Origin of the sequence: Corynebacterium jeikeium (assembly GCA_003955985.1) — a bacterium.
GTDB lineage: Bacteria > Actinomycetota > Actinomycetes > Mycobacteriales > Mycobacteriaceae > Corynebacterium > Corynebacterium jeikeium_D.
Genome location: CP033784.1, coordinates 2,304,763 through 2,317,733, shown reverse-complemented (window position 1 = coordinate 2,317,733; position 12,971 = coordinate 2,304,763). Strand labels below are relative to the sequence as shown.

Genomic DNA, 12,971 nt, shown 5'->3' with positions numbered 1-12,971 from the left:
GGAACGCTGCAGCGCACTTTTTTGTGCCCGCTGTGGTGCGTAAGCTACTTGATCTACTTGGACTTCTGTACCGGTGGCTCGGCCGACCAGGGGAAGACGATCCAGTCATCGGTGTGCTTCCAGACGTAGTCCGGTGCAATCTCCGAGCGGGACTTGCCGTAGAGCACAGCGGAACGGACTTCAGCGCCGTGCTTCTTGAGCAGGTCGAGCACCAGATGCAGCGTGCGACCGGAGTCGGCCACATCGTCAACGACCAGCAGGCGGCGGTTGGAAATCGATTCGATGTCCAGGAGCGGCTCCAGCAGAACCGGATCCGGCAGGGTCTCCGCCACGTCGGTGTAGAACTCGACGTTGATGGCGTCAGAGAGCTTGACGCCCATGGTGTAGCTGAGTGCGCCTGCTGGCAGCAGGCCACCGCGGGCCACGGCGATAATAATCTCCGGGTCGAAGTCCGAGTCGACAATCTGCTGTGCCAGTTCACGGGAGGCGACGCCGAAGCCTTCCCAGGTCAGAACTTCCTTGACGTCCAGGTTGGATGAGTCTGCATGATAAGCCATGTATTAACTCTAATCCGAAGATCGACTGACGTGCACAATCAACTGTCCGGTTAGACCCGATGCGCTAGCTCGCGACGGTCTCCACAACAGCTTCGTGCACAGCTTCGGCCACGTCATCGGCATCTGGCTGCTTTGCGACGACCGTGGAGGCCGCAACCATGTCAGCCCACTCGACCAGCTTCTTGCGCTCGCGGCCTTCGGCTTCGCCCGCGGCACGCTCGGCGGCGTCGAGTGCGTGCCAGCCCTCCCAGGTGGTGACCTGGAGGCCCTTGTCGGCCAGGAACTCGTCGACGTCGTTATGCGTGGGCTTTGCAGGTGCGGCCAGGCGACCTGCCTCCCAGTCGGCGATGAGGTTGCCGACAGCTTCGTTGGCATCGCCCTTGGTGTTACCGATTAGGCCGACCGGGCCACGGCGAATCCAGCCGGTGGTGTACAGGCCCTGGATGTGGTTGCCGTCGATGTCGTCAAGCACGCGGCCGCCGGCATCTGGGATGGTGTGCGTGCCGGTGTCGAACGGTACGCCGGTGACTGCGTCGGAGCGGTAGCCGACTGCGCGGTAGACCGCACCGACCGGCCATTCGGTGAACTTGCCGGTGCCGCGGACGCCACCCTCGCCGTCGAGTTCGGTGCGTTCGGTGCGGATAGCGCTGACGTGCTGTACTCCATCTTCACCGGTCTCGCCGATGATTTCGACCGGGGACTCGAAGAAGTGGATGAAGAGCTTGTGCGGGGCGCCCTTTGGCTCGCGGATGGCGTAGTTTTCCAGAATCGTACAGACCTGATCGGTGATCTTGGACTCGCGACGGGACGTTTCGGAGGCGGCATCGTACTGGATGTCCTCCGGATTCACGACAACCTCAATGGTGTCAGAGTGGTCCAGTTCCTTCAGCTCCAGTGGAGTGAACTTTGCCTGAGCCGGACCGCGACGGCCAAAGACATGGACTTCGCGGGCGGCATTCTTTGCCAGGCCGTCGTAGACGTTGTCGGCGATTTCGGTGACGTGCAGCTCATCGGCAGTCTTGGCGAGAATACGGGCGACGTCGAGACCCACGTTACCGACGCCGATCACAGCGACCGACTCAGCAGAGAGGTCCCATTCGCGAGCAAACTCCGGGTGGGAGTCGTAGAAACCTACGAACTCACCGGCGCCGTAGTGCTCCGGCAGATCCGAGCCCGGGATGTTCAGATCGCGGTCGCCGGTCGCGCCAGTGGCGAAGATGATGGCGTCGTAGAACTGGCGCAGTTCATCAACGCTGACCTGCTTGCCGACGTCCACGTTGCCCAGCAGTCGAACCTGCGGCTTGTCCAGCACTCGGTGGAGGGACTTAATGATGCCCTTGATTCGCGGGTGGTCTGGCGCAACACCGTAGCGGATGAGGCCGAACGGCACTGGAAGGCGCTCGTAGAGGTCGATGGCGACATCGCGGCCGGACTTCATCAGCGCGTCGGAGGCGTAGATGCCGGCCGGGCCCGAGCCAACCACGGCTACACGCAGTGGCGTGGTGGAGTTGGCGAGATCGGGCAGTGAGGAAGCGGCCGTGTTCTGGGCTGCAGTCTGGTCGTTGGTCATTGGGTGGAATCCTTTTTCTACGTTTTCTTTGTCGCGATTGCTTATCGTAGACCAACCGGTCTATGCTTGCTGAAACAGAATATAGACAAACTGGTCTACAAAAAGCAAACACAAAACACCGCAAGAATCACTGCTTTGGCTTGAGAGGGTTTTGCTGCGCATCGCTTCTGCTGAATGAGCTCTGAAAGGGGCTCGTCGTGCGAGCATCGTGGCAACGGCAGGCTCTGGTTGGGTAAGCGGGGAAGGGCTTGTCATGGAAAAACTCATAGTCTTCGTGCTAATCGGCCTTGGCGCGCAATTAGTCGACGGCACTCTGGGGATGGCTTTCGGTGTCACCGCTACTTCGCTGTTTATTGTCGCTGGTAGTAGTGCTGCCACTGCGTCGGCGGTGGTTCACGTAGCAGAGGTGGGTACGACACTGGCCTCCGGTATTTCACACTGGCGATTCGGCAATGTCGACTGGCGACGCGCGCTGAGTCTTGGCGTGCCGGGTGCTATCGGTGCCTTTATTGGTGCGACCTTTTTGGCGAATCTCGACGGTGATGCCGCGACGCCTGTGACCTCGACAATCTTGCTTTTCCTCGGTCTGTGGGTGATTATCCGCTTCGCCTTTTTGGCCAATGTTAAGCGCAAGAAGAAGGCCTGGGGGGCGAAGAAGCTCGCTCCGCTGGGGCTCTTTGGTGGCCTGCTTGATTCCACTGGAGGCGGTGGTTGGGGGCCTGTTACCACCTCAACTTTGCTCGGCGCTGAGGCTGACCAGCCGCGCAAGATTATCGGTACTGTCTCTGCGGCGGAATTTCTCGTTGCCTTGGCGGCTGTACTGGGCTTTTTGCCCAAGCTGCGGGAGGAATTCACTCAGCATGCCGCACCGGTAATTGGTTTGTTGTGCGGTGGTGTGATTGCGGCACCCTTGGCTGCGTACCTGGTGGGGCGCATTAATCCGCGGCTGCTTGGGATTGCGATCGGCGGCGTGTTGGTGGGGCTGAATATTCGCACTCTGTTTTCGTCGCTGGTTTCTGGGGGCGTACTGACGACAGCGCTGCTCGTGTGGGCTTTTGTTGTCGTTGTGCTGGTGCTGTGGGCGCGTTCGCACGACACTCTTCCGGGGCTGCGTCAGCGGGTCCAACTTGAGCCGACTTCTCAGTCTTCCTCGGCTGATGTGCCTAGTTCTGGATCTCCATCACCCGCTTCGGTTGATGCCGGGGCCGAGGATGCTTCTGAAGGTGTCAAAGTGGGTGCGAAAAACGGTGTCCGCGTGGGCGAAGCGGAAGTCCGCTAGGTATCCGAGCGTGTCCCGGCTTGCACTAGCCAGACTGGTCGGTCTAATGTTGCCTGCAATGCAACGTAGACCAAACGGTCTATAAAGATTAGAAACTAATTCGGTCAACGAGAACAAAACGAAAGTGATTCGGTAGATTCCCCATGAGCTCTCCTACGAAAACCGCCGAGCGTCCAGCTTCCGCAGCGGCTACCCGACGTAAGAAGCGCGCACCGAAGCCACAGGGGCAGTGGCTTATCGACGGCCGCGAGCCACTTAACGACGACGAGCGCATTAAGAAAGAAGATGCTGGCATCGCCGTTAAGCAGCGTGTTATCGACATCTACTCCAAGCAGGGGTTTGACTCCATCCCCGCGGAGGACCTAGCGCCTCGCTTTAAGTGGATTGGCCTCTACACCCAGCGCAAGCAGGGGCTTAGCGGTGAGCACACCGGCGTGAAGACCAACGCCGAGCTGCAGGACAAGTACTTTATGCTCCGCGTCCGCCTCGACGGTGGCCAGACCACCACCGAGGGCATTCGCACCATCGGCGAGATTTCCCGCGACTTCGCCCGCGACACTGCGGACTTCTCCGACCGCCAGAACGTCCAGCTGCACTGGATTCGCGTCGAAGATATGCCGGAGATCTGGGACCGCCTTGAGCGAGTTGGTCTCGACACCAACTTTGGCTGCGGCGACGTTCCCCGCGTTATTCTAGGCAGCCCGGTTGCCGGTGTTGCGGCCGATGAAATTGTCGACGGCACCAACGCCATCCGCCGCATCAAGGAGGAGTACCTCTCCGGCGACGAGTTCTCCAACCTACCGCGTAAGTTTAAGTCGGCAGTTTCCGGTTCCCCGCGTCTCGATGTCACCCACGAGGTCCAGGACGTTGCCTTCGTCGGTGTCAATCATCCAGAGCACGGCCCCGGTTTCGACGTTTGGGTCGGTGGTGGTCTCTCCACCAACCCGATGCTCGCCCAGCGTCTCGGCGCCTGGATCCCAGAGGACGAGGTTCCCGAGGTATGGGCGGGCGTGTGCCGCATCTTCCGGGACTACGGCTACCGTCGCCTGCGCAATCGTGCGCGTCTGAAGTTCCTCGTTGCCGAATGGGGCGCGGAGAAGTTCCGCCAGGTACTCGAAGACGACTACCTCAACCGCAAGCTTATCGACGGCCCCGCACCCGAACCTTTCGAGGGCGACCGGGACCACATCGGCGTGCACAAGCAGGCCGACGGTCTCAACTACGTCGGTGTTAAGCCCGCTGTTGGCCGTGTTCCGGGCTCTGACCTGGTCAAGCTCGCCGACATCGCCGAGCGCCACGGTGTTTCCCGCGTCCGCACCACCGTGATGAAGGAGCTCATTCTCCTCGACGTCGCCGACGACCAGGTCGACTCCCTGCTCGCAGAACTCGACGAAATTGGCCTGTCTGCCAAGCCTTCTGCTTTCCGACGGGGCATCCTGGCCTGCACCGGCCTAGAGTTCTGCAAGCTCGCACTTGTCACCACGCGCCAGCGCGCAATTGATTTGGTGGGCGACTTGGAGGAACGCCTCGGTGACCTCGACGTCCCAATCACCATTGCGCTCAATGGCTGCCCGAATGCCTGCGCCCGCACGCAGATTGCCGACATCGGACTCAAGGGGCAGATTGTCACCGACGACGAGGGCAACCGTGTCGAGGGTTTCCAGGTTCACCTCGGTGGTTCGCTGGGGCTCGATGCCAACTTCGGCCGCAAGGTTCGCGGACACAAGGTCACCTCGGCAGAACTGGGTGACTACATCGAGCGCGTCGTCAATCACTTCAAGGAGCAGCGCCACGAGGGTGAACAGTTCCGCGAGTGGATTGTCCGCGCTGATGAGGAGGACCTGAAGTGAGTGAATCTCCCAATGGGGTTCGGTCGCAGGGGCCGTCGTCAAGCGAAAAAGACGAGACGCCAGCGCGACTGGGAATCGGTGGCCGAAGCGCACACCCCAATCCGAACCGGGGTGCGGTGATGCATTGCCCTTACTGCGGCGGTGATGATCTGTGGCCCGACCTGGAAACCGATTACGCCTGGCAATGCCGCGAATGCTGCCGGGTATTCACAGTGAAACTGCATGGTCATATTGATAGGAAGGTGGCGTCATGAGCACGGGACTGAAAACCGCTGAAGTCATTAAGACTCAGGAGGCGCTCGCGCGTCAGGATGTGCTGGACAATCCGGAGACCGCTCGTCGTCTGATCGAGCTCGCGCTGGAGTGGGGCTCCAAGCTGGAGACTGCCACTGCCGGGGAAGTACTGGAATGGGGTGCGGAGCACCTGCACACGCCACTGGCTGTGACCCTGTCGATGCAGGACACGGTATTGGCGGAACTGGCTGCTCGGCACGCGCCGGAAGCCGACCTGGTTTTCCTGGATACGGGTTACCACTTCCCGGAGACCCTTGATGTGGCGGAGCAGGTTGCACAGCGCTACGACAACCGACTGCTGTCGATTGAGCCGAAGCGCACCCGCGCCGAGCAAGACGCCGAAGAGGGCGTCGACCTGTACAAGACCGACCCGACGCGATGCTGCGCACTGCGGAAGGTCGAGCCGCTGTCAGCTGTGAAGCGCCCCTACGAGGGCTGGGTCACAGGTCTGAAGCGCGTCGACGCGCCGACCCGCGCACACACGCCGGTACTGGAAATCGATAAGACCGGTCGCATCAAGCTCAACCCGCTGGCCACCTGGACGGATGAGGACGTTGCCCAGTACATCGAGGACAACGACCTCATTGTGCATCCGCTGACACAACAGGGGTTCCCGTCGATTGGGTGCGCGACATGCACTGCGCGAGTGGCAGAGGGTGCGGATCCGCGCTCGGGCCGCTGGGCGGGCAGCGAGAAGACAGAGTGCGGATTGCATCTCTAGTTTGAGTGGCTGGCGGCTAGACGATACCGACAGCCACTAGTCACTAGCCAATTGCCGCTCATGGCTAGCTGCGACCTGCAGCTTATACAGACAGTTTTTTTTAAAACAGCCGAAAGGCTAACACAGCTAACACAGCCACAACAGAAAGAACCCCATGACAAGCTCAACCACCGTTTCCGTACAAAACCGCCTCGACCCGCGGCTTGCCGAACTGGAAGCCGAGGCCATCGACATTATCCGCCAAACCGCCGGCCAGTTTGACCGTCCGGCACTGCTTTTCTCCGGCGGAAAGGACTCCGTCGTCGTGCTCGAGCTGGCCAAGCGCGCCTTCGCACCGGCGGGTATCCCGCTAGAGCTGCTCCACGTCGACACCGGCCACAACTTCCCCGAAGTCATTGAATTCCGCGACAAGATTGCCGCTCAGCCGGGCATTAAGCTGCACGTAGCCAAGGTCCAAGACTGGATTGACAGCGGTGTGCTCACCGAGCGTGCTGACGGCACCCGCAACCCCTTGCAGACCGTGCCACTGGTGGAGACCATTGCCAACCGTGGTTACGATGCCGTCCTCGGTGGCGCCCGCCGCGATGAGGAGAAGGCCCGCGCCAAGGAGCGCGTGTTCTCCGTCCGCGACTCCTTCGGCGGTTGGGATCCACGCCGTCAGCGGCCGGAGCTGTGGGGGCTCTACAACGGTCGCCACGCCGCTGGAGAGAACGTTCGCGTTTTCCCAATCTCGAACTGGACCGAGGCCGACGTCTGGGCCTACATCGAAGCCCGTGACATCGAGCTGCCACCCATCTACTTTGCCCATGAGCGTGAGGTATTCAACCGCGGCGGCATGTGGTTGGCACCGGGCGAGTGGGGTGGACCCCGCGACGGTGAGACCCTAGAGGTTCGCACTGTCCGCTACCGCACTGTCGGTGACATGAGCTGTACCGGCGCTGTCGAATCGACTGCCACCACTATTGCGGAGGTCATGGAGGAACTTCGCACATCCAAGCTCACCGAGCGCGGCGCTACCCGCGCAGATGACAAGTTGTCCGAATCCTCCATGGAAGACCGCAAGAAGGAAGGTTACTTCTGATGAGCCAGCCAAATTCCCCAGCTACCCTGATTACCGCCGACCGCGCCACTCGCGCTCGTCGCACTCTTCGCCTGTGCACCGCTGGCTCCGTCGACGACGGTAAGTCGACCTTTGTCGGGCGCTTGCTGCACGACACGAAGAACATCCTCGCTGACCAGTACGAGGCCGTCGTCGCCTCCTCGCAGGCGCGCGGTCAGGAAAATCCTGACCTCTCGTTGCTGGTTGATGGTCTGCGGGCCGAGCGTGAGCAGGGCATCACGATCGACGTTGCCTACCGCTACTTCGCCACCGACGTCCGCTCGTTCATCCTCGCCGACTGCCCTGGTCACGAGCAGTACACCCGAAACACCATCACTGGTATGTCCACCGCTGAGGCCGTCGTTTTGCTTATCGACGCACGCAACGGCGTCGTGACGCAGACCAAGCGACACGCAACGGTGGCCGGTCTGCTGGGTGTTCGCCACGTAATCTTTGCCGTCAACAAGATCGACCTGCTGGACTACAGCGAAGAAGCCTTCCGCAAGATTGAGTCGGATGTAGCAGTGCTGGCAGAGCGTTTGGGTCTTCAGAACACCTTCGTTGTTCCAGTGTCGGCTTTGGTCGGCGACAACATTGTCGATCCGTCTGAGCACACCCCGTGGTACGAGGGGCCGACTGTGTTGGAACTGCTGGAAAACCTCAACATCGGTGCCGACCTGGAAACCGATGCCGAGGCCGACCTACGCCTGCCCATCGACTACGTCATTCGTGATCACGCCACTGAATACCGCGGTTACGCTGGCCGTATCGCCGCAGGCAGTGTGCGTGTGGGTGACACTGTCTCCGTAGACGCCAACCGTCAGGCTACGGTCACGAAGATCACCGTGGCAGCCGAGGATGTCACTGAGGCCGTGGCCGGTCAGTCGGTTGCCATCAGCTTGGATGCCGAGTTCGACCTCGCCCGTGGTGATCTCATCAGTGGCACCCGTCCGGAGGACGTCCGCCGCTTCTCCGCCGTGGCTGTCCACCTTGCGGACAAGCCGCTGGCAGTCGGTCGCGTCGTAGAGGTGCGCTATGGTGCCGCACTGGTGCGTGGTCGTATCGCTTCCGTCGATGCGCTCATCGATATCGAAACCGGTGAGCCCACCGGTGTGGCTGATCAGCTTGCAGTCAACGACGTCGCGGAGATCACCGTCGAGGTCGCACAGCCGCTGCCGGTCGATGCCTACCGCGTCGGTGGCCGTGTCGGTGCATTCCTGCTCATCGAGCCGGGCACCGGTGACACCCTCACCGCAGGCCTCGTGCGTGGCGCTGCCCAGTAGAGCTGCCAGGTAGAGAAACCAGAAAGCACAGCTAGCGAGCCTGAGGAGACCATCGATGACCGCACTGATTCTGCTTGCGCACGGTTCTCGGCACTCAGAGACCAAACCGGTGCTCGAAGACGTGGTCGCGCTCGTGCGCGAGAAGATGCCGCTCACCCGTCTGGATGCGCCCTCTCAGATTCGCCTCGCCTGGCTGGACCTCGACGAGCCCTCACTGGATACCGTCTGTGCCGAGCTCGCCGCTGCCGGCGAGACTCAGGCACTGGCCGTACCGCTGCTGTTCACCGATGCGTTCCACTCGCGAGTCGACGTTCCCGAGCAGGTTCGACTCTGCGATCGGCATGGTGTTGACATCACAGTGGCTGAAGGACTCGGGCTTGGCGACGGCACGAAGCGCGCCGTCGTAAAGCGAATCATCGAAGCGGCGGAGAATGCATCTTTTTCCTGGCCGGTCGATGCGCTGGTGATGGGGGTCGGCTCCTCTGATGAGGATGCCAATGCGGCGGTGCACCAGTTTGCGGCAAACCTTGGCGGGATGCTGCCGGGACATGTGAGCGCGGCATTCGTGGTCGGTCCTGAGAAAATCAAGGGAGCCGATGCTGTGGCCGCGGCGCAGGAGCGCGCGGCCAAGCGCGGACGCGGACTCGTAGTGGTGCCGCTGTTTACCGCGCCGGGCCTATTGTGGGATCGAGTCATCGATGCAGGCGCTGCCGACGGTGCTGGTCAGGTGGCTTTTGGTGAGCCATTGGCCGAGCTGTTGGCGCCGATTGTGTGCTGCCGCTGGGACTCGCGCGCCGCGTACACGGACGTGAAGGTAGTGGCGTAGCCGACGCTTTTTATCCGTCCTAGTTACTCGCCGTTACTCGCCCTTGGAGTGGGTGACCATCTCATCCCACTCGACGTACTTCTTGCGTTCGCGACCCTCGGCCTCGCCGGCGGTGCGTTCGGCAGCATCGAGCTTGTGCCAACCTTCCCAGTCCAGGTAGTCGATACCCTTGGACTCCAGCAGCTCGTTGACAGCGGACAACTCCGGCTTCGACGGGTTGAATTTCTTGCCCTCAGCGGCATCGGCCAGCAGATTGGCTACGGCCTCATTGGCATCGCCCTTGGTATTACCAATCAGGCCGACCGGTCCGCGGCGAACCCAACCGGTGGTGTAGAGGCCAGTGATGGCCTCGGCTGCTTCATCCTCGGTGTTGTCGGATTCGATGACTCGACCACCGACGTTGGAAATGACATTCTTCACGTTGTCGAACGGGATACCCGGCAGCACATCAGAGCGGTAGCCCACGGCGGAGTAGACAGCGCCGACCTTCCAGTCGGTGGTCTCGCCGGTCGGCCGCAGCCCGCCAGCACCGTCGTATTCCATGCGCTGAGTGCGCAAGCCTGTCACATGCTGCTGGCCGTCGGTACCCTCCTCGCTGAGGATTTCCACTGGCGACTCGAAGAAGTGAATGTAGAGCTTGTGCGGTGCGTTCTTTGGCTCACGGATGGCGTAGTTCTCCAGGATGGTGCAGACCTGGTCAGTGATCTTGGAGTTGCGACGCATAATCTCGGATGCGGAGTCGTAATCAATATCGCGCGGATCGACAACGACCTCGACGTTCGGTGAGTAGTCGAGCTCCTTGAGCTCCAGCGGAGTGAACTTTGCCTGTGCCGGGCCGCGGCGGCCGAAGACGTGGACTTCCTTGGCCTTATTTGTCTTCAGAACCTCGTAGACATTGTCCGGAATCTCTGTGACGTGCAGTTCCTCACCGGTCTTCGCCAGGATTCGAGAGACATCCAGCGCGACGTTGCCGACACCGACGACGGCCACGGACTCCGCCGAAAGGTCCCAGGTGCGCTCAAAGAGTGGATTGCCGTCGTAGAAGCCCACGAATTCGCCTGCGCCGAAGTGCTCCGGCAGGTCCGCTCCCGGCGTTGGCAGTGCGCGGTCGCCGACGGCACCGGTGGCGAAGATGACGGCGTCGTAATGCTCCTTTAATTCGTCGAGTGTGATGTCCTTGCCGAACTCAACGTTGGAAAATAGGCGCAGCTCCGGCTTTTCCATCACGCGGTGCAAGGCCATGATGATGCCCTTGATGCGTGGGTGGTCGGGGGCGACGCCGTAGCGGATTAGACCGAATGGAGCCGGCATCTTTTCAAACAGATCGACTTCCACGTCAGTACTGGATTTCATCAGTGCATCGGAAGCATAAACACCGGCCGGGCCAGAGCCAATTACGGCAACGCGGAGCGGGCGATTCATGAAGTGTGTCCTTCTTTCTCTAATGCTTTACGACGGCCACGAGGCCGCGGCGTAAGTAGCTGCCAGCGGTGACCTCGTGGGGGAAAGGAGTTATTGGTGAGCTATCGGTTTATTCGACATTCCCAATGGTAGCGCCCCCAATCGTAGCGATAACTTACGAAAAATCGAGAGGCGAGCATCACATCATCGGTGAGATGCTTTTGAAGGCATACAAAACTAAATGTGACCTTAGTCACGTCTAATGTGGGAATTTGGGCTAGTTCACTAGAAAAACCGCATAAAACCCGCGATTATGCGGGAAAATTGTTGGAATCTGCGGGGAAAAGTGTGGCTACCAGGGGTAACCAAAGAGGTTTGAGTCCGCCGTGAGATGTAAGGTGACTCACAATAAGATGAAAATAATGATTTGGGACTCAGCGGGATTAGATTCAGCAGGATTAGAAGCTCAGCATGATCTTGAGCCTCCGGCAGTCCAACGGCTCGAGCCAAGTCAACGTTTAAATAAGTCAACGATTAAGCGCAGTGCGAGAAAGGAACGTCGGTGAGCGATAAGAACGCCCAAGCGTCCACCAACAACTCCGCAGTCCTGATTACTTCAGTGGACCGCGCAGACAATCTGCAAGATGTCATTACGGCATTGTCTGAGGCACTGGGTGGGGCACGTTGCCTCCACACTGTCGGTGGGGCGCACGGCGCCACCGTGGATCAGGTTGTTGTGGATCCGGAATCCGCGCTTGACACCATCGTCAGTGCTGTTGAGGCTGACCGCGCTGCTAACGAGGGGGCGGCTGTTCTGACCGGCTCCGGCAACCTCGATTTTGACTTCCGCATTGCCACCGTCGCCGGCGCCGGTGTCATCGTTGTCGCTGGCGGCGAGGGCTGCCACACAGAGGCCGCAAAGGCTCGCGTTCGTTTGGCTCTCAGCAGTGCAGCTCAGCGTCACAGCGAGGTACTCGCAGTTGTCCTTACAGGGGAGGAGGCAGCTGAGGCTGCTAAGACTCTCGAGCTCGACGTTCCCGTTGTTGCCGTTGACGATGCTGAGGGGCTGCGCAAGGTCGTAAGCCGCGAGGTCACCGCAGTGATGACTCCACAGCGTTTCCAGTGGTGGCTATTGCAGCGCGCCAAGGCTGATAAACGCCACATTGTGCTGCCAGAGGGGGACGATGACCGCATTCTTGAAGCCGCTGATTACCTCCTGCGCGAGGACATCTGTGAGCTCACTATCCTCGGCGACCCGGATGCGATGAAGGCACGCGCCGCCGAACTGGGTTTTGACATCGACGCCGCCCATCTCTGGAACCCGCAGACCTCCGAATATGTTGAGCAGTTCGCGGAACAGTTCGCAGAGATGCGCAAGGCCAAGGGGGTCACGCTGGAGCAGGCCCGTGAGACGATGCGGGACATCTCCTACTTCGCGACGATGATGATTCACAACGGGCTTGTCGACGGCATGGTGTCCGGTGCAGCCCACACAACTGCGCACACCATTCGTCCGTCCTTGCAAATCATTAAGACCAAGCCGTCGGCTTCCACGGTGTCGTCACTGTTCCTCATGGTTATGGACAACTCGCTGTGGGGTTTTGCGGACTGTGCGGTGCTGCCGAAGCCTGCTCCGGAACAGCTGGGTGAAATCGCGGTAGTATCCGCCGAGACTGCAGCTTCCTTCGGCATCGACGCCCGCGTCGCCATGCTGAGCTACTCCACTGGAGCATCCGGCACAGGTGAGGATGTGGACCGTGTGAAGGCGGGTCTGGCCAAGGCCAAGGAGCTGGCTCCGGAGCTCGCTGTCGATGGTCCGCTGCAGTTCGATGCTGCTATTGACCCGTCTGTGGCTGCGAAGAAGATGCCGGATTCCTCCGTTGCGGGTAAGGCAACTGTTTTCGTGTTCCCGGATCTGGACGCCGGTAACATCGGTTACAAGATTGCCCAGCGCTGTGGTGGTGCATTGGCAATCGGCCCGATTCTGCAGGGCTTGAACAAGCCGGTCAACGACCTTTCCCGTGGCGCCACGGTGCCGGACATCATCAACACGGTTGCAATTACCGCTATTCAGGCTGGAGGAAACTAATT

The 12,971-nt window shown here is 60.5% G+C and carries 11 protein-coding genes; 8 read left to right on the top strand and 3 right to left on the bottom strand.

Annotated elements, in window-relative coordinates; translation table 11 throughout:
• Positions 1-53: 53 nt before the first annotated feature.
• Together EGX79_10255 and EGX79_10250 are read right to left on the bottom strand one after the other, a co-directional pair.
• The gene (locus EGX79_10255; GenBank protein ID AYX82521.1) at positions 54-557 is read right to left on the bottom strand and encodes a phosphoribosyltransferase; all 504 of its coding nucleotides are present in this window, start codon (positions 555-557) and stop codon (positions 54-56) included.
• Between the two features lie 64 nt (positions 558-621).
• Positions 622-2,127: a pyridine nucleotide-disulfide oxidoreductase gene (locus EGX79_10250; GenBank protein AYX82520.1), complete on the bottom strand. Its 1,506-nt coding sequence runs from the start codon at positions 2,125-2,127 to the stop codon at positions 622-624.
• 253 nt (positions 2,128-2,380) lie between these two features.
• On the opposite strand from EGX79_10250, the gene EGX79_10245 reads away from it, so the two are divergent.
• From EGX79_10245 to EGX79_10215, 7 genes are all read left to right on the top strand, one after another.
• Positions 2,381-3,406 carry a sulfite exporter TauE/SafE family protein gene (locus tag EGX79_10245; GenBank protein ID AYX82519.1) on the top strand — a complete coding sequence of 342 codons (1,026 nt, stop codon included), beginning with the start codon at positions 2,381-2,383 and terminating at the stop codon, positions 3,404-3,406.
• A gap of 143 nt (positions 3,407-3,549) precedes the next feature.
• A complete protein-coding gene (locus tag EGX79_10240) occupies positions 3,550-5,256 on the top strand; it encodes a nitrite/sulfite reductase (protein ID AYX82518.1) in 1,707 nt (568 codons plus the stop codon).
• A 68-nt stretch (positions 5,257-5,324) separates the two neighbouring features.
• Positions 5,325-5,510 carry a hypothetical protein gene (locus tag EGX79_10235; protein ID AYX82802.1) on the top strand — a complete coding sequence of 62 codons (186 nt, stop codon included), beginning with the start codon at positions 5,325-5,327 and terminating at the stop codon, positions 5,508-5,510.
• Positions 5,507-6,271, top strand: a complete 765-nt coding sequence (locus EGX79_10230) for a phosphoadenylyl-sulfate reductase (GenBank protein AYX82517.1) — start codon at positions 5,507-5,509, stop codon at positions 6,269-6,271. Before EGX79_10235 ends, EGX79_10230 begins: the two co-directional genes overlap by 4 nt.
• Before the next feature lie 154 nt (positions 6,272-6,425).
• The gene (locus tag EGX79_10225; GenBank protein ID AYX82516.1) at positions 6,426-7,352 is read left to right on the top strand and encodes a sulfate adenylyltransferase subunit 2; all 927 of its coding nucleotides are present in this window, start codon (positions 6,426-6,428) and stop codon (positions 7,350-7,352) included.
• A complete protein-coding gene (locus EGX79_10220; protein AYX82515.1) occupies positions 7,352-8,653 on the top strand; it encodes a sulfate adenylyltransferase in 1,302 nt (433 codons plus the stop codon). Before EGX79_10225 ends, EGX79_10220 begins: the two co-directional genes overlap by 1 nt.
• A 55-nt stretch (positions 8,654-8,708) precedes the next feature.
• Positions 8,709-9,479, top strand: a complete 771-nt coding sequence (locus tag EGX79_10215; GenBank protein ID AYX82514.1) for a hypothetical protein — start codon at positions 8,709-8,711, stop codon at positions 9,477-9,479.
• Positions 9,480-9,512: 33 nt separating this feature from the next.
• Here EGX79_10215 and EGX79_10210 read toward each other — a convergent pair whose 3' ends face one another.
• Complete coding sequence (locus EGX79_10210) at positions 9,513-10,901, bottom strand: pyridine nucleotide-disulfide oxidoreductase (GenBank protein ID AYX82513.1); 1,389 nt, start codon at positions 10,899-10,901, stop codon at positions 9,513-9,515.
• 541 nt (positions 10,902-11,442) lie between these two features.
• Here EGX79_10210 and EGX79_10205 point away from each other — a divergent pair.
• Positions 11,443-12,969, top strand: coding sequence for a phosphate acetyltransferase (locus tag EGX79_10205; GenBank protein AYX82512.1), 1,527 nt, complete (start codon positions 11,443-11,445; stop codon positions 12,967-12,969).
• The last annotated feature ends 2 nt before the right edge of the window (positions 12,970-12,971 follow it).

Excerpts from the sequence above, each read along its gene's own strand:
- EGX79_10230 (AYX82517.1), top strand. The coding sequence starts at position 5,507 with ATGAGCACGGGACTGAAAACCGCTGAAGTCATTAAGACTCAGGAGGCG.
- EGX79_10225 (AYX82516.1), top strand. The coding sequence starts at position 6,426 with ATGACAAGCTCAACCACCGTTTCCGTACAAAACCGCCTCGACCCGCGG.
- EGX79_10210 (AYX82513.1), bottom strand. The coding sequence starts at position 10,901 with ATGAATCGCCCGCTCCGCGTTGCCGTAATTGGCTCTGGCCCGGCCGGT.
- EGX79_10250 (AYX82520.1), bottom strand. The coding sequence starts at position 2,127 with ATGACCAACGACCAGACTGCAGCCCAGAACACGGCCGCTTCCTCACTG.
- EGX79_10245 (AYX82519.1), top strand. The coding sequence starts at position 2,381 with ATGGAAAAACTCATAGTCTTCGTGCTAATCGGCCTTGGCGCGCAATTA.
- EGX79_10240 (AYX82518.1), top strand. The coding sequence starts at position 3,550 with ATGAGCTCTCCTACGAAAACCGCCGAGCGTCCAGCTTCCGCAGCGGCT.
- EGX79_10215 (AYX82514.1), top strand. The coding sequence starts at position 8,709 with ATGACCGCACTGATTCTGCTTGCGCACGGTTCTCGGCACTCAGAGACC.
- EGX79_10255 (AYX82521.1), bottom strand. The coding sequence starts at position 557 with ATGGCTTATCATGCAGACTCATCCAACCTGGACGTCAAGGAAGTTCTG.
- EGX79_10220 (AYX82515.1), top strand. The coding sequence starts at position 7,352 with ATGAGCCAGCCAAATTCCCCAGCTACCCTGATTACCGCCGACCGCGCC.